13 protein-coding genes are annotated in these 15180 nt (G+C 73.0%); 10 read left to right on the top strand and 3 right to left on the bottom strand.

The window, feature by feature from the left end; all coding sequences use genetic code 11:
* The first annotated feature begins 64 nt into the window (after positions 1-64).
* The 6 genes from iadA (at position 65) to OV090_RS17520 (ending at position 8234) form a co-directional block, all read left to right on the top strand.
* A complete protein-coding gene (gene iadA, locus OV090_RS17495; protein WP_267704836.1) occupies positions 65-1285 on the top strand; it encodes a beta-aspartyl-peptidase in 1221 nt (406 codons plus the stop codon).
* Entirely contained in the window at positions 1255-2127 is an 873-nt protein-coding gene (locus OV090_RS17500; protein ID WP_276600643.1) for a cyanophycinase, read from the top strand. The genes iadA and OV090_RS17500 overlap by 31 nt, the downstream gene beginning before the upstream one ends.
* Positions 2128-2194: 67 nt before the next feature.
* Complete coding sequence (gene cphA / locus OV090_RS17505) at positions 2195-5056, top strand: cyanophycin synthetase (RefSeq protein WP_267704838.1); 2862 nt, start codon at positions 2195-2197, stop codon at positions 5054-5056.
* 21 nt (positions 5057-5077) lie between these two features.
* Entirely contained in the window at positions 5078-6919 is a 1842-nt protein-coding gene (locus tag OV090_RS17510; RefSeq protein ID WP_267704839.1) for a Mur ligase family protein, read from the top strand.
* A gap of 71 nt (positions 6920-6990) precedes the next feature.
* Complete coding sequence (locus tag OV090_RS17515) at positions 6991-7593, top strand: sigma-70 family RNA polymerase sigma factor (protein ID WP_267704840.1); 603 nt, start codon at positions 6991-6993, stop codon at positions 7591-7593.
* Positions 7594-7685: 92 nt separating this feature from the next.
* Positions 7686-8234: a cupin domain-containing protein gene (locus OV090_RS17520; RefSeq protein WP_267704841.1), complete on the top strand. Its 549-nt coding sequence runs from the start codon at positions 7686-7688 to the stop codon at positions 8232-8234.
* A 126-nt stretch (positions 8235-8360) separates the two neighbouring features.
* Here OV090_RS17520 and OV090_RS17525 read toward each other — a convergent pair whose 3' ends face one another.
* A complete protein-coding gene (locus tag OV090_RS17525) occupies positions 8361-8747 on the bottom strand; it encodes a hypothetical protein (RefSeq protein WP_267704842.1) in 387 nt (128 codons plus the stop codon).
* Positions 8748-9026: 279 nt separating this feature from the next.
* Between OV090_RS17525 and OV090_RS17530 the strand changes: the two genes are divergently transcribed.
* Both OV090_RS17530 and OV090_RS17535 read left to right on the top strand, forming a co-directional pair.
* Positions 9027-9935: a serine/threonine-protein kinase gene (locus OV090_RS17530; protein ID WP_267704843.1), complete on the top strand. Its 909-nt coding sequence runs from the start codon at positions 9027-9029 to the stop codon at positions 9933-9935.
* Positions 9932-11125: a hypothetical protein gene (locus OV090_RS17535; protein WP_267704844.1), complete on the top strand. Its 1194-nt coding sequence runs from the start codon at positions 9932-9934 to the stop codon at positions 11123-11125. The genes OV090_RS17530 and OV090_RS17535 overlap by 4 nt, the downstream gene beginning before the upstream one ends.
* A gap of 128 nt (positions 11126-11253) precedes the next feature.
* Here OV090_RS17535 and OV090_RS17540 read toward each other — a convergent pair whose 3' ends face one another.
* Positions 11254-11709 (bottom strand): DUF2141 domain-containing protein, encoded by a 456-nt coding sequence (locus OV090_RS17540; protein ID WP_267704845.1) that lies wholly within the window; start codon positions 11707-11709, stop codon positions 11254-11256.
* A gap of 132 nt (positions 11710-11841) precedes the next feature.
* On the opposite strand from OV090_RS17540, the gene OV090_RS17545 reads away from it, so the two are divergent.
* Complete coding sequence (locus OV090_RS17545) at positions 11842-12756, top strand: MerR family transcriptional regulator (RefSeq protein ID WP_267704846.1); 915 nt, start codon at positions 11842-11844, stop codon at positions 12754-12756.
* A 74-nt stretch (positions 12757-12830) separates the two neighbouring features.
* Complete coding sequence (locus OV090_RS17550) at positions 12831-13709, top strand: fasciclin domain-containing protein (protein WP_267704847.1); 879 nt, start codon at positions 12831-12833, stop codon at positions 13707-13709.
* A gap of 125 nt (positions 13710-13834) precedes the next feature.
* Here the strand turns inward: OV090_RS17550 and OV090_RS17555 are convergent, their stop codons facing one another.
* Positions 13835-15049 (bottom strand): MFS transporter, encoded by a 1215-nt coding sequence (locus tag OV090_RS17555; protein ID WP_267704848.1) that lies wholly within the window; start codon positions 15047-15049, stop codon positions 13835-13837.
* Between the last annotated feature and the right edge of the window lie 131 nt (positions 15050-15180).

Here is a 15180-nt window from a genome sequence, read left to right on the forward strand (position 1 = left end):
CCGGACATTTCATCCGCGCCCGCCGCTTCCCGGCCCTGCCGAGCTCGGCTAGACTCGCGGGTCGATGGCTGGCCCCCCTGGCGCTTCCGGACATGTCCCTTCAGCCAGCCCGTTGCTGCAGCTCCTGCGCGGCGCCGAGGTGTTCGCCCCGGCGCCGCTCGGCGTGTGCGACGTCCTGCTCGCGGCCGGCAAGATCGCCGCGATCGGGCGCGACCTGCCGGCCCTCCCGCCCGAGCTGTGCCGCGTCCACGACCTCGGCGGCCACCGCCTGATCCCCGGCCTCCTCGACGCCCACGTCCACCTGATCGGCGGCGGCGGCGAGGCCGGCCCGAGCACCCGCGTCCCGCCGATCGGCCTCAGCCAGCTCGCGCGCGCCGGCATCACCACAGTCGTCGGCGTCCTCGGCACCGACGGCACCACCCGCACCGTCGCCGACCTCGTGGCGCGCACCCTCGGCCTGCGCGACGAGGGTCTGTCGGCCTGGTGCTACACCGGCAGCTACGAGCTCCCGGTGCCGACGCTGACCGGCAGCGTGCGTCGCGACCTCGTGTTCGTCGACCCGATCATCGGCGTCGGCGAGCTCGCCCTGTCCGACCACCGCTCCTCGCAGCCGACCCTCGACGAGCTGCTGCGCGTGGCCGCCGACGCCCACGTCGGCGGCATGATGGCGGGCAAGGCCGGCATCGTGCACCTGCACATGGGCGACGGCCTGCGCGGCCTCGATCTGGTGCGCCGGGCCCTCGACGTGAGCGAGCTGCCGCCGCGGGTGTTCCACCCGACCCACGTCAACCGCAACCGCCGGCTGTTCGTCGAGGCCGGCGAGCTGGTGGCGCGCGGCTGCAGCGTCGACGTCACCGCCTTCCCACCCGAAGATGACCCCGGGGACAGCCTCTACGCCGCCGACGCCATCGACCGCTGGATCGCGCAGGGCCTGCCGGTAAGCCGGCTCACATGCTCTTCTGACGGGGCCGGCTGCATGCCGGTGTTCGACGCTCACGGGCACATCTGCGCGATGGACGTCGGGCGGCCGACCACCCTCAGCGACACCCTGACCGAGCTTTTGGCGCGCGGGCAGGAGCTGGCGACCGTCCTGCCGATCTTCACCACCAACGTCGCCGACCTCCTGCGCCTCGGGCACAAGGGCAGGCTCGCCGCGGGGGCCGACGCGGACCTCGTCGCCCTCGACGACCACGGTCACATCGCCGGCGTGATCGCCCGCGGACGTTGGCTGATCCAGGGCGGCCAAACAGTGGTATGCGGGCCCTTCGAGAGGTCTGCCTCGTGAGCCCAGCACGCATCGAAGAGCACCACAGCCGCGGGTGGATCGTCCCCGTCGGCGGCGCTGAAGAGAAGGAGCAGGACCCGGTCATCCTCCGCCGCTTCGTCGAGGTCAGCGGCGGAGCGGGCGCCCGGATCGCCGTCATTCCCACCGCCTCTCGCCTGCCCGACACGGGCGCGCGCTACGAGAAGATCTTCCGCCAGCTGGGCGCCCACAGCGCTCGCGCCTTGCCGTTCGAGACCCGCGCCGACGCCGAGCGCGAGGACTGGCTCGGCATCCTCGAGCATGCCACCGGCGTCTTCTTCACCGGCGGCAACCAGCTCCAGCTCAGCACGATCCTCGGCGGCACCCCCGTCGCCAAATCGATCCGCAAGCTCAACGCTCGCGGCGTCACCGTCGGCGGCACGTCCGCCGGCGCCGCGATTCTCTCGGAGCACATGATCGCCTTCGGCCAGGGGGGCGCGACCCCCAAGGCTGGGCTCGCATCTCTGGCGCCGGGCTTCGGCCTGACCAACCGCGTCGTCATCGACCAGCACTTCCGCCAGCGCGACCGGCTGGGCAGACTGCTGTCGGTCCTCGCCTTCAACCCCTTCGCCGTCGGCATCGGCCTCGACGAAGACACCGCCGCCTTCCTCGGCCCGGACGACGTCATGCACGTCGACGGCGCCGGCGCCATCACCCTGGTGGACGTCGCCAACCTCGAGCATTCGTCGATGGCCTTCGCGAAACCCGGTCAACCCATCTGTCTGACCGGCATCAAGCTGCATATCCTCACCAAGGGCGCGCGCTACAACTTCGTCACCCGCGAGGCCGTGCCGCCGCTGCCGCCGCCCGACGACGACGACTGACCGATCCACTTTTTCGCCTCGCGGCGCTGAGACCTCCGCCCCGTCACAACCTGCCCCAAGGGACATCATGCAGATCCTCGAGCGTCGCGTCTACCGCGGTCCCAACCTCTACGCCCACTTCCCGGTCATCCGGATGAACCTCGACCTCGGCGAGCTCGAGCAGTGGCCGAGCGCGACGATCCCGGGCTTCGTCGACGGGCTGCTCGAGGCGCTGCCGAGCCTGCAACAGCACACCTGCTCGTACGGCGACGCGGGCGGGTTCGTCCGCCGCCTGCGCGAGGACAGCGGCACCTGGCTCGGCCACGTGCTCGAGCACGTGGCGATCGAGATCCAGGTGCTCACCGGGGCCAAGGTCAGCTTCGGCAAGACGCGCAGCACCGGCGCCACCGGCCAGTACTACGTCGTCTACGAGTACGAAGAGGAGCGCGTCGGCGAGGCCGCCAGCGACCTCGCGCTCGACCTCCTGCACTCGCTCCTGCCCGACGGCTTCGAGGGCCGCAAGAGCGTGCCCGACGGCTTCGACTTCAAGTCGCGGCTCGAGGACCTGATCGCCTTCGCCCAGAAGCGCCAGTTCGGCCCGTCGACCGCCTCCCTGGTGCGGGCGGCCGAGCGGCGCGACATCCCGTGGATCCGCCTCAACGACCAGTCGCTGGTCCAGTTCGGCCACGGCCGCTACCAGAAGCGCATCCGCGCCACCGTCACCTCCGAGACGCGGCACATCGCCGTCGAGATCGCCAGCGACAAGGAGGAGACCAACAAGATCCTCGGCGACCTCGGCCTGCCGGTCCCGCGCCAGCACCTCGTGCGCAACGCCGACCGCGCCGTCGCGGCCGCGGGTCGCCTCGGCTTCCCCGTGGTCGTCAAGCCGCTCGACGCCAACCACGGCCGCGGCGTCTCGATCGACCTGCAGAGCGAGGCCGCCGTGCGGGCCGCCTTCGAAAAGGCGCAGGAGCACTCCAACAGCGTCATCGTCGAGACCTACATCCCCGGCTTCGACCACCGCATGTTGGTCGTCGCCGGCGAGCTGATCGCCGTCGCCAAGCGCGTCCCGGGCCACGTCGTCGGCGACGGCGAGCGCACCATCGCCCAGCTGATCGAGCTGGTGAACAGCGACCCGCGGCGCGGCATCGGCCACGAGAAGGTGCTGACCCGCATCGAGCTCGACTACCAGGCCCGCCGCCTGCTCGAGCTCAAGGGCTACACCGCCGACACCGTGCCCGCGGCCGGCGAGGAGGTGTACCTGCGCAGCACCGGCAACCTCAGCACCGGTGGCACCGCGATCGACCTCACCGACGTGTGCCACCACGACAACCGCGAGATGGCGGTGCGGGCGGCCAAGGCGATCGGCCTCGACATCTGCGGCATCGACTTCATCACCCCCGACATCACCCGCAGCTACCGCGAGGTCGGCGGCGGCATCTGCGAGGTCAACGCCGCGCCGGGCTTCCGCATGCACGTCGCCCCGACCGAGGGCACCCCGCGCGACGTCGCCGGCCCGGTCATGGAGATGCTGTTCCCGCCCGGCACGCCGAGCCGGATCCCGATCGCCGCGGTCACCGGCACCAACGGCAAGACCACCGTCTGCCGCATGATCGCCCACATCCACAAGATGTCCGGCGCCACCGTCGGCCTGTGCACCACCGACGGCGTCTACATCGACGGCGAGCGCACCGTGGTCGGCGACATGACCGGCCCGGTCGCCGCGCAGATGGTCCTGCGCGATCCTCTCGTCGACCTCGCCGTCCTCGAGACCGCGCGCGGCGGCCTGCTGCGCGCCGGCATGGGCTACCGCGCTTGCAACGTCGGCGCCGTCCTCAACGTCACCTCCGACCACCTCGGCCTCGGCGGCATCGACAACCTCGACCAACTCGCCGAGCTCAAGCGCATCGTCGTCGAGGTCGCGCGCGACTGCGCCGTCCTCAACGCCGACGACGAGCACTGCCTGCGCATGGCCGACTACACCCAGGCCTCGCGGATCGGCTACGTCACGATGAGCCCGAAGCACGACCTCGTGCGCCGGCACATCCGCGCCGGCGGCCTCGCGGTCGTGCTCGAGGAGGGCATCAACGGCGACATGATCACCGTCTACGACCGCGGCTCGCACATCCCGCTGCTGTGGACGCACCTGATCCCCGCCACCCTCGAGGGCAAGGCGCTGCACAACGTGCAGAACGCGATGTTCGCCACCTGCGTCGCCTACGCCATGGGCGTCAAGCTCGAGAACATCCGCCAGGGCCTGCGCACCTTCGACAGCACCTACTTCCAGGCGCCCGGCCGGCTCAACGTGTTCGAGGAGCTGCCGTTCAAGGTCATCCTCGACTACGGCCACAACCCCGCGGCGGTGCGCGCCATGGCCAGCCTGGTGTCGCGGCTCGACGTCAAGGGCAAGCGGGTCTGCGTGCTCGCGGCCCCCGGCGACCGGCGCGACGCCGACATCGCCGAGATCGCCCGCCACGCCGCGCCGGCGTTCGACCAGTTCATCATCCGCCAGGACGACGGCCTGCGCGGTCGCGCCTCCGGCGAGGTCGCCGACCTGCTGCGCACCGGCCTCTTGCAGGCCGGCGTCGCCGAGGAGAAGATCCAGATCATCCTCGACGAGCAGCGCTCGATCGAGGCCGCGCTGGCCGCCTGCGATCAGGGCGACCTGCTGCTGATCTTCGGCGACAACATCTCGCGCTGCTGGAAGCAGATCGTCCGCTTCCGCGAGGACCGGTTCGCCCCGGCCAATCGCGCCGCCGCGACCTCGAGCGTCGGCCAGCTCGCCGTCGGCCTGCCGAGCAACCCCACCGGCCACCTCGCCGGCCAGCCCGCCGGCCTGACCGGCCCGGTCAACGACGACCGCCCCCTCGACGCGCACCCTGCCCCGGCCGGCGTGGTCGAGGACGCCCGCGGCGTCCGCATCGCCCGCGACGCCGGGATCGAGGACTGACCTGACCCGAGGGACAGCAGCATGCGCCTCCTCGACGCCCGCCGGCTGACCGGGGTCAACCTCGACCTGGACGGCCCGGGCGCGATCGCCGAGGTCGAGTTCGAGGCCGGCGACGACGTCGCGCGGGCCGTCGCAGCCTGGCAAGACGCGGTCGCCCGCGCGGCCCGCCTGCTCGGCTGGGACGCGCCCACGGTGGTGCGGCGGTGGCTCGGCGATCGCGGGGCCGCGCTGGTGTTCCCGGCCCCGGCCGACGCGCTGTACGTCGCAGTCGACGTCACCGAGTGGGCCGTCGAGTGCGCCCAGCGGACCCTCGTCGGCGAGCCGCCGCGCGAGCTCGACGAGCTCGCGCCGACCCTCCTCGCCGCCCGCGAGCGCGAGCGCCTGGCCGTCCTCCCGGCCCTGCAAGCCGCCGCCGAGGCCCACGGCGTCCCGCTGCTGCTCGACGACGACCACCTCTCGCTCGGCGAGGGCGCCCGCTCGCGCGTGTGGCCGCGGGCCCTCGCGCCGGCGCCCGCGGATGTCCCGTGGGACAGCTTGAGGCCGATCCCCGTCGCCCTCGTCACCGGCACCAACGGCAAGACCACCACCGCGCGCCTGCTGGCCCGGATCGCCCGCACCGCGGGCCATGTCCCCGGCAACACCTCCACCGACGGCCTCGCGGTCGCCGAGCAGGTGGTCGAGACCGGCGACTGGACCGGCCCCGGCGCGGCGCGGATCGTCCTCCGCGACCCGCGGGTCACCTTCGCCGTGCTCGAGGTCGCCCGCGGCGGGATCCTCCGCCGCGGCCTCGCGGTCGACCGCTGCGACGCCGCCTGCATCACCAACGTCTCCGCCGACCACCTCGGCGAGCACGGCATCGACGACCTCGCCGCCATGGCCCGCGTCAAGGCAGTCGTCACCCGCGTGGTCGCCCCCCACGGCCGCATCGTCCTCGGCGCCGACGCCCCGATCGCTGTGCCTGGCCCTTCGGACATGTCCCCGGGGACCTTGGCACCAGAGCATGTCCCATCGGACATGCCCCGACAGCCATCACCCGTCGCCTCGGCCACCCCGCAGCCGAACCCGCTGCTCGACCTGCCCGCGGACGCGTTCCCGGCCCCGGTCGTGTGGTTCTCGCGCGACCCGCAGCACCCGCAGCTTCAGCGCCACCGGGCGGCCGGCGGCGAGGTGTGGTTCGTCTCGGCCGCGGGCCAGCTCACGCGCGGCCGCGGGGGCGAGCCCGACGTCGCGGTGGTGGCGATCGACGAGCTGCCGTTCTGCTTCGGCGGGGCCGCCACGCACAACGTCGCCAACGCGCTGGCCGCCGCTGCCCTGGCCGCCGCGGTCGGCCTGCCCGACGCCGCCATCGCCGCCGGCCTGCGCAGCTTCGTCGACAACCCCGGGCGGGCGCAGCTCGTCGCGCTCGACCACGCCAAGCTGTTCCTCGACTTCGCCCACAACCCCGCGGGCATCGCCGGGCTCGCCCCGCTGCTGGCGCAGATCCGCGCCGGCGCGCGCTTGCTCGTCAGCCTCGGCATCGCCGGCGACCGCCGCGACGACGACATCCGCGACATCGCCCGCGCGGTCGCCTCGCTCGGGCCCGACCTCGTGCTGACCCGCGACCTCGAGCACTACCTGCGCGGCCGGGCCCCGGGCGAGGTCCCGGCGCTGCTGGAGCGCAGCTTCGAAGGGCTCGGGATCGCGTGCGAGCGGGTGGAGAGCGAGGTCGCGGCGATCCGTCGCGGCCTGGAGTGGGCGCGACCGGGCGACGTGATCGCGATCCTCGTGCACGTCGACCGCGACGAGGTCTGGGCCGAGCTGCGCGCTCGCGGCGTCGCACCCGAGGCCGACGAGGACCGATCCGGGCGCCCCGGAGCGACGTAAGAGCGTGACGACCTCGCACGCTCGCCATGCTTGACGCGCACGCATACGCCCGAGCATATAGTCCAGCACCCGTGTCACGGCTGGGCCCAAGCTCGCCCTCCGGCCCTCCGGGCCCGCGAAGCGAGCGCAGCGACGTCGAGCTCCTCGCCGCCATGGCGTGCGGCGACACCGACTCGCTCGGCGACCTGCACGACCGCTACGTCGGCCTGCTCCTGGCCACTGCGATCCGGATCCTCGGCAACCGCCGCGAGGCCGAGGACCTCGTGCACGACGTGCTCATGGAGGTCTGGCAGAAGTGCGCCGACTACGACCCCGAGCGCGGCAGCGTGCGCACGTGGCTGCTGGTCCGGCTGCGCAGCCGGGCCCTCGACCGCTGCCGCCGGGCCGGTCGCTTCCGCGTCGAGACCCTCGACGAGCGCGACCTCGACGACCTCGGTATGGCCGGCGGCGACGAGCCGGGCCAGAGCCTCGACCACGACCGCGTGCGCCGCGCACTGCTCGAGCTGCCGGCGGCCCAGCGCCAGGTGCTCGAGCTGGCTTACTTCGAGGGCCTGTCGGCCACCGAGATCGCCGAGCGGCTCGCCGTTCCGGTCGGCACCGTCAAGTCGCGGACCGCCGCCGGCCTCGCCAAGCTGCGCGCCGCCCTACATGCTGAAGACAGGGGGGACCGATGACCGGCCGCGACCGCGAAGACCCGCCGGACCGGCGCCCGGGCGGCCCTGCCGGCCTGCAGGGGGATGGCCTGCAGGAGGATGTCCTGAAGGACATGCCCCTTTGGGCAGGCGATGACATGGCCGAAGCCGCCGTGGTCGAGGCCTTCACCGCCCTCTCGCTGGCCCTGCGGCCCGCCCGCGCCTCCGCCGACGCGCGCGCTCGCCTGCTCGCCGCCGTCGCCGCGCCCGAGCGCCGCTTCAGCCCGTTCGTCGCCCGCCTGGCCCGCCTCCTCGACCTCGCCCACGAGCGGGTCGGCGAGCTGCTCGTCAGCCTCGCCCGCGCCGACGTGTGGGAGCACGTGCTGCCGAACGTCGAGCTGTTCCACCTCGAGGGCGGCCCGGCCACCGCCGGGGCCGACGTCGGCTTCGTCCGCGTCGCCGCCGGCGCCCAGTTCCCGCACCACAACCACCTCGGCGACGAGCACGTGCTGGTGCTGCAGGGCGGCTTCGTCGAGGACGACGGCACCGTCGTCCGCGCCGGCGCCGGCAGCTTCCGCGCGGCCGGCAGCGCCCACAGCCTCACCGCCCTGCCCGACCAGGACCTCCTCTACGCCGTCGTCGTGTTCGGCGTCGAGTTCCCCGGCCTGCCCCCGCGGCCTTGAGGCACCTGGGGCTGCTGGCCCTCAGGGCATGTCCGGATCGACATGCCCCCGAGGCCATGTCCTCAAAGCCATGTCCGAGGCGTCGCCGACCCGCCGCGCCACGGCCCCACGCGGACGCACCCGCGGCTACCCGCTGTTCATCAGGAACGTCGCGGTGTCGGCGAAGAACCCCCGCAGCGTCGCCGCAGCCCCCGGCTCGAGCCGGGCCTCGACGAGGGCGGCCTCCATCAGCGCGACCCAGCGATCGCGGGCGCGCAGATCGAGCTTGAACGGCATGTGCCTGGCCCGCAGCCGCGGATGCCCCCGTTGCGCGATGTAGCGCTGCGGGCCGCCGAATCGACCGACCAGGAAGTCGCGCAGGCGGGCCTCGGCGCCGACCATGTCGTGGCGCGGGTACATCGGCCCCAGGATGTCGTCGTCGGTCACACGGCGGTAAAAGGCCGCCACCAGCCGCGCAAAGCCCTCCTCGCCGATCCGGGCATAGATCTCGTCCTCCGGGGCCAGCTCGTGCATCGCCGCCAGTGTGCCACGAGCGCATCCCGCATCTTCCGTCGCGCGCGTGAGACAGGTGTCGGCCGCGGCGCGGCGGGCCGATCGCCGTGATCGCGGCGGCGGCCCGCGTGAACAAACGCCGGACCGCACAGGCCCGGAAGTCCGCCGCTTCGCGGTGTCCCCGGCCCGGCGGGCTCGACCTGTCCCAAGGTAGGGGTTACCCGTCCGCGGCGCCCGCCCCGCCCCCTCCTGCGCGGAGTTTTCCCGCCCGCGCCGAGCCCCGTGGTAGCCTGGAGCCCGGTGCAGAGCCTGGCGCAGGACGAAGAGGACACCCTCGAAGCGGGCACCCTCGTCGCGACCTACTTCCGCGTGCTCGAGTTCATCGGCCCCGCCAACTTCGGCGAGCTGTACCGCGGCGAGCACATCCAGATGGGCAGCCGCTGCGCCGTGCGCGTGCTCAGCCCGCAGTGGAAGAGCCTCGTGCGCGGCGATGAGGACGTCGACCGCTTCCGCCGCATGGCCCGCGCCGCCAGCGACACCTCGCACCCCAACATCGCGCAGGTGTTCGACGGCGGCCGCCTGGCCGACGGCCGGCTGTTCCTCGTCACCGAGCTGCTGGTCGGCAGCAGCCTGTTCGAGGCCGTCGCCGAGCGGCGCTACCTGCCGGTCCTGCGGGCCGCGCGGATCCTCCGCGACGTCGCCCGGGCCGTGCGCGCCGCCCACAACGCCGGCCAGGTCCACCGCGACCTCAAGGCCGAGAACGTCATGCTCGTGCCGCTGCCCGACGGCGACGGCGAGGCCGTGCAGGTGCTCGACTTCGGCATCGCCGCCTGGGCCGAGGCCGAGGCGCGCAAACAGAACCCCGGCGCCTTCGTCGCCACGCCCGAGTACATGGCCCCCGAGCAGGTGATGGGCAAGCCCGCGAGCCCGCTGTTCGACATCTACGCCATGGGCGTGATGCTGTTCGAGGCCCTCGTCGGCGAGACCCCCTTCTCCGGCAACCCGCAGGCGCTGATGAAGGCCAAGGTGGCCCGCCCCGCGCCCACGCTCGCCAGCAAGCTGCCCGGCATGCCGCGCCGCCTGTCGGAGCTGGTCGACGACTGCCTCGCCACGGACCCGGCCATGCGCCCGCAGAGCGCCAACGAGTTCGTGGTCCGCATCGAGGAGATCCTCCGCACCTTGAACCGCACCTCGGGACCGCAGACATGAGCCTGCCGGCCGCCCCCGGCCGCCCCGCTCGCTCTGCCCCCAAGCACATGTTCTCAAGAGCATGTCCCGCGGGACCTGTCCGCACGGACATCCGCCCACGTCCCGCGACGTCTGCCTCCGCGAGCGCATGCGGACCTGTCCCTCCGACCATCCGCCCGCTGCCCGCGACGTCTGCCTCCGCGAGCACATGCCCCCGAGGACCTGTCCCTCGGATCATCCTCGCGCTCTCCGCCGAACCCGCGAGCGCGAGGCCTGCCCCTCCGGCTCTCCGCCCGCTCTTCGCCGCGATCCTGTCCCTCGGGGCATGTACTTCGAGCCCTGTCCCTTCCGACAGCCCCGGCGCGCCCGCACCTGCCCCCGCCCCGGTCACGGACGTCGCCGCCGAGTGCCCGGAGTTCGCCGCCACCCCCAGCCCCGGCGCCCTCACCCCGCCGGAGATCGTCGAGGCCTCGGGCCTGGCGGCGAGTCGGCGCAACCCCGGCGTGCTGTGGACCCACAACGACTCCGACGCCGGCGGCCCGCTGGTCTACGCCTTCGCCCTCGACGGCGCGCGCGACCTCGGTCGCTGGCGGCTCGACGGCGCCGAGGTCCATGACTGGGAGGACATGGCCATCGGGCCAGGCAAGGACGGCGGCGACGCCCTCTACGTCGGCGACATCGGCGACAACCAGCGGAAGCGCCGCCAGGTCGTCGTCTACCGCGTCGCCGAGCCGGCCGTCGACCTCGCCGCCGCGCCCGCCGAGCACCGCCTGCCCGGCGTCGAGCGGCTGGTCTTCACCTATCCGGGCGGCCAGGCCCACAACGCCGAGACGTTGCTCGTCGACCCTGTCCGCGGGGACATGTGCATCGTCACCAAGAGCCGCGGCGGCTCGGCAGTGTTCTGCGCCGCGGCCCCGCTGACCTCCGGCGAGCTGACCGCCGCCGGCGAGCTCGGCGTCCTCGGCCTCGTCACCGGCGGCGCAGTCAGCCGCGACGGCACCCTGGTCGCCCTGCGCACCTACCTCGCCGCCCGCGTGTGGCGCCGCGACTCGTCGCGCCCGCTCTCCGAGGCCTTCCGCAGCCCCGACTGCGACCTACCGCTCGTGCTCGAGCGCCAGGGCGAAGCCCTCACCTTCGCCGCCGACGACCGCGGCTACTACACCGTCAGCGAGGGCGCCGCCCCGACCCTCCACGCCTACGCACGCCGCTGACTCACAACTTCCATCAACCAGCCTCGCGCGCGCACTACCCAAGCACCGCTCTCGCCGCCGCTCGGCTCGCGGCCCACCATCCATCAACCTCGCTCGCGCCCGCCCCCCGCGCCGCCCGGATCTCTCTTCTAGAAGTACTGGATCACGATCCGCTGGATCGCCCCGTCGGCGCCGACGCTGAACTTCGCGTCGCGGTACTTCGGCGGCCCGAGTCGGCCCTTGGCGTTGTTCGAGGCCGCGTATCCCTCCTTGGGGATCCCGACCCAGGTCGTGTCCATCGCGTTGTTGCCGTTCTCGTCGTGGACGATGGCGAACGCGTACTCGCCGGCCGGCACCGCCATGTCGACGCGCGCCTGTCCTCGCGCCACTCGGGCGACCGCCGTTTTCCACGCCTTGCTCGGGTCGCCGGGGAAGCCGGCCTCGCCGCGGAACACTGCTATCAGCACCTGCCCGTCGTCATTGCGGAACCCGCTCATGCGGATCGACAGCTCGGCGTCGGCGTCGGCGTCGGCGTCGGCCGGCGCCGCGGCGGCGAGCCCGGCAGTGAGCGCGAGGATGAACGTGTTCAGGCTTTGTGCCAGCATGAGGGACCACGATCGCAGGCAGGAGATGGCGCCGCAAGCGGTTGCAGGGCGCCCTGGATCGCAGTATACAAACTTTGCGAAGAGTTGCGAGCAACCTTCCGCAAGGTCTGAACCTTCTTCGCCTTCGACGCTGTGAGTACCGGACGATATCGCATCCAGTCGGTGGCCGAGATGACCGGTGTGTCGGCGGCCACACTCCGCGCGTGGGAGCGCCGCTACGGCCTCCCTGCTCCCCGCCGTTCGTCGTCAGCCTACCGCCTCTACAGCGACCGCGACGTCGAGCGGATCCGCCGCGTCCGTGAGCTGTGCGAGGCGGGCATGGCGCCGTCCGAAGCCGCGCGCACCGTGCTGGCGACCGACGACGAGACCGCCGTCGCCGCGCGCGTCGAGGCCGACAACGACGAGCTCGCCGTGCAGCGGATCCTCGAGGCCGTCGACCACTTCGACCCCGACCGCATCGAGGCCGCGGTCAAGAGCTCCCTGTTCCTCGGCCCCGCGGTCACCGTGTTCGAGCGCGTGTTCAGCCCGGCGCTGGTGCAGATCGGCGAGCGCTGGGCCCAGGGCAGCGTCAGCGTCGCGCAGGAGCACCTGGCCGCCGAGATCCTCGGCAACACCATGCGCTTCCTGCTGCGCCTCGTGCAGCCCGAGCACGCGCGCCGGCAGGTCGTCCTGGCCTGCTTCGCCGACGAGGAGCACACCGGCCCGCTCTACGGCGTGGGCCTGCGCCTGGCCACGTGGAGCATCAAGTCGATCGTCCTCGGCGCCCGCACCCCGCCCGAGGCCATGCGCCACATGATCGACCAGCTGCACCCCGACATCGTCGGCCTGTCCGCGACCGTCACCCCCGCCCCCGACCGCCTGCAGGTCCTCCTCGACGGCTACGCCGAGGCCTGCGGCTCGACCCCCTGGATCGTCGGCGGCATCGCAGCCGAGGCCATGCGCGAGCCCATCCTCGCCCGCGGCGGCCACATCGCCCCGACCACCAGAGAGCAGCTCCACGAGCTCATTCAAAACCTCTGCCCGCTGGAGTCCGCCACCGGCGATTGATACTTCGAGGCCTTCGAGACACGCTCGGATCTCCCTTTGACAACGCCGGCGGCGCGCGTCAAAACCGCTCGACGATGTCGCCTCGCCGCTTCGCCCCCGCCCTGTTCGTCGCCCTCGCGCTGGCCTGCACTCGCAGCGGTGAGAGTGCCCCGCCGCCGGTCGACACGCCGCCGCCCGAGCCCCCCGCGGTGGCCGCCGAGATCGCCCCGGAGCCCGCGCCCGAGGCCCCGCCCGAGCCCGAGGCACCGCCCGCGCCCACGCTCGACCTGCTCGCCACTGCCAGCGAGGCCGGCGGCGTCACCACCTTCCTCTCGGCCGTCGACGTCGCCGGCCTGCGCGAGACCTTGCAGGGCCCCGGTCCCTTCACGATCTTCGCCCCCAGCGACAAGGCCTTCGCTGCCCTCCCCAAGGGCGAGCTCGACCGCCTGCTCAAGAACAAGAAGAAGCTCGCCGCCCTGCTGCAGCACCACGTCGTCGCCGGCCCGCCGCTGCCGAGCAAGGCCTACCCCTCGGCGGTCGCGCCCGCGGCCGATCCCGCCGTCCCCGAGCAGCCCGCTCCCGACACCCCACCGCCCGTCCTCACCACCCTCGCCGGCGCCGCCTTGCCGCCCCTGCCCGCGCTGGTCCGCGCCGACATTCAGGCCACCAACGGCGTCCTCCACGTGATCGACGCCGTCCTGCCCGCCCCCGGCAAGACCAAGCCCGTCAAGCCCGCCCCCGCGAGCAAGCCCGCGAGCAACCCCACCGAGCCCGCGCCCGCCGCGAGCAAGCCCACCGAGCCCGCGAGCAAGCCCACCAAGCCCGGCGAGCCCACGACCAAGCCCGCCGAGCCCGCGACCAAGCCCACCAAGCCCGGCGAGCCCACGACCAAGCCCGCCGAGCCCGCGACCAAGCCCGCGAGCAAGCCTGCCGGCTCCGCCCCCGCCAAGGCCGCCGAGCCGCCGACCCCCTAGCATCTCCCCTCGATCGACATGCTCCTTCGGACATGCCCAAAAGCACATGTCCGAAAGCACCTGTCATCGCGCCGCTCCGCGGCCTCGCCCGAGGACATGTCCCTCAGGACATGTCCATTCTACACTCATGGCACGTTCGCCAGCTCGGTCTCGCCGCGGCGGACCAGCCCGTAGTGCTGCACCGCCGGCAGCACCCCGATCGCGCACAGCACCGCCGCGAGCAGGAAGTGCGTCGTGTAGCCGAATTCTTCCGCCGAGAAGCCCGACAGCGCCGAGCCGAGGCCGGTGGCCAGCACCACCACGCTGGCCTGGATCGTGTAGTCCGTGCCGGCGGTCTGCGGGCGGGCCGCGTCCATCATCATCGTGAACAGCGCGACGGTGGCCATCCCGCTGGAAAAGTGTTCGAACGTGACCAGCGCGTACAGCACCCAGCTGTCGCGCCACCCCGCGGCCGGGATCGCGTACGACGCGACCGCCAGCGCCTGCACCGCCGCGAACACGAACAGGCAACGGTAGCGGCCGTAGATGGCGACGAACGCACCGCCGACCATCGCCCCGACCAGGCTGGCGAGGAACCCGGCCGTCCCGGTCAGCCAGCCGATGTCGGTCAGGCCGAGGCCGATGTCGATGAAGAACGGGCGCAGCATATAGACCCCGAACGCCTCGCCGAGCTTGAACGCAGCGATCGCCGCCAGCCACGAGCCGACCCCTGGGCGGTGGAAGAACTCGGTGAACGCCGCCAGCCCCGGGCGCTCGCTCTGCTCTGGCCGCGGCTCGCCGCGGAACGCCGCGATCGGCAGCGTCGTGAGCGCGATCGCCCCGGCCATGCACTGGCACACGCGGGCCCAGCCGAGCCACGGATAGAGGATCAGCAGCACCCCGCCGCACAGGATCATCCCCAGGCGATAGGCCGCGACCTGCACCCCGTTGCCGAGCCCGCGCTCCGCGGGCGCGAGGATCGTCACCGCCAGCCCGTCGGTGGCGATGTCCTGCGTCGACGCCAGGAAGTTGAGCACCAGCACCCCGATCACCATCGCCTGCAGGTCGACCGTCGGCTCGACCAGCGACAGCGCCAGCAACGTGATGACCGTGAGGATCTGCAGCGGCACGATCCAGCTGCGCCGACGGCCGAAGCGATCGAGCCCGTGGCGGTCGACCAGCGGCGCCCACGCGAACTTCAGCGCCCACGGCAGCGCCAGCAGCGACGCCAGGCCCACGCCCTCGAGCGACACCCCTTGCTCGCGCAGCATCGCGGGCAAAAACTGCGAGAAGAACCCGTACGGCATCCCCTGCGCCAGGTAGAGCGATGCGAGCAGCGCGAGCTTGCCGGCGGACGTCATCGGGCCCGCGGACGATAGCGCACCGGGGCCGCCGCCGCACGCGCCTCGCTCGCCGCCCGCATTTGTCGGCGCACATCGCGACGCGCGCATCACGGTGCGTCCGCGACTTCGCATCGGCGGCCGCTCACATG

Source organism: Nannocystis sp. RBIL2, from assembly GCF_026626745.1.
In the GTDB taxonomy this organism is placed as follows: domain Bacteria; phylum Myxococcota_A; class Polyangia; order Nannocystales; family Nannocystaceae; genus Nannocystis.

Coding starts and splice junctions, on each gene's coding strand:
- iadA (WP_267704836.1), top strand. CDS start 65: ATGGCTGGCCCCCCTGGCGCTTCCGGACATGTCCCTTCAGCCAGCCCG.
- OV090_RS17500 (WP_276600643.1), top strand. CDS start 1,255: ATGCGGGCCCTTCGAGAGGTCTGCCTCGTGAGCCCAGCACGCATCGAA.
- cphA (WP_267704838.1), top strand. CDS start 2,195: ATGCAGATCCTCGAGCGTCGCGTCTACCGCGGTCCCAACCTCTACGCC.
- OV090_RS17510 (WP_267704839.1), top strand. CDS start 5,078: ATGCGCCTCCTCGACGCCCGCCGGCTGACCGGGGTCAACCTCGACCTG.
- OV090_RS17520 (WP_267704841.1), top strand. CDS start 7,686: ATGCCCCTTTGGGCAGGCGATGACATGGCCGAAGCCGCCGTGGTCGAG.
- OV090_RS17525 (WP_267704842.1), bottom strand. CDS start 8,747: ATGCACGAGCTGGCCCCGGAGGACGAGATCTATGCCCGGATCGGCGAG.
- OV090_RS17535 (WP_267704844.1), top strand. CDS start 9,932: ATGAGCCTGCCGGCCGCCCCCGGCCGCCCCGCTCGCTCTGCCCCCAAG.
- OV090_RS17540 (WP_267704845.1), bottom strand. CDS start 11,709: ATGCTGGCACAAAGCCTGAACACGTTCATCCTCGCGCTCACTGCCGGG.
- OV090_RS17550 (WP_267704847.1), top strand. CDS start 12,831: ATGTCGCCTCGCCGCTTCGCCCCCGCCCTGTTCGTCGCCCTCGCGCTG.
- OV090_RS17555 (WP_267704848.1), bottom strand. CDS start 15,049: ATGACGTCCGCCGGCAAGCTCGCGCTGCTCGCATCGCTCTACCTGGCG.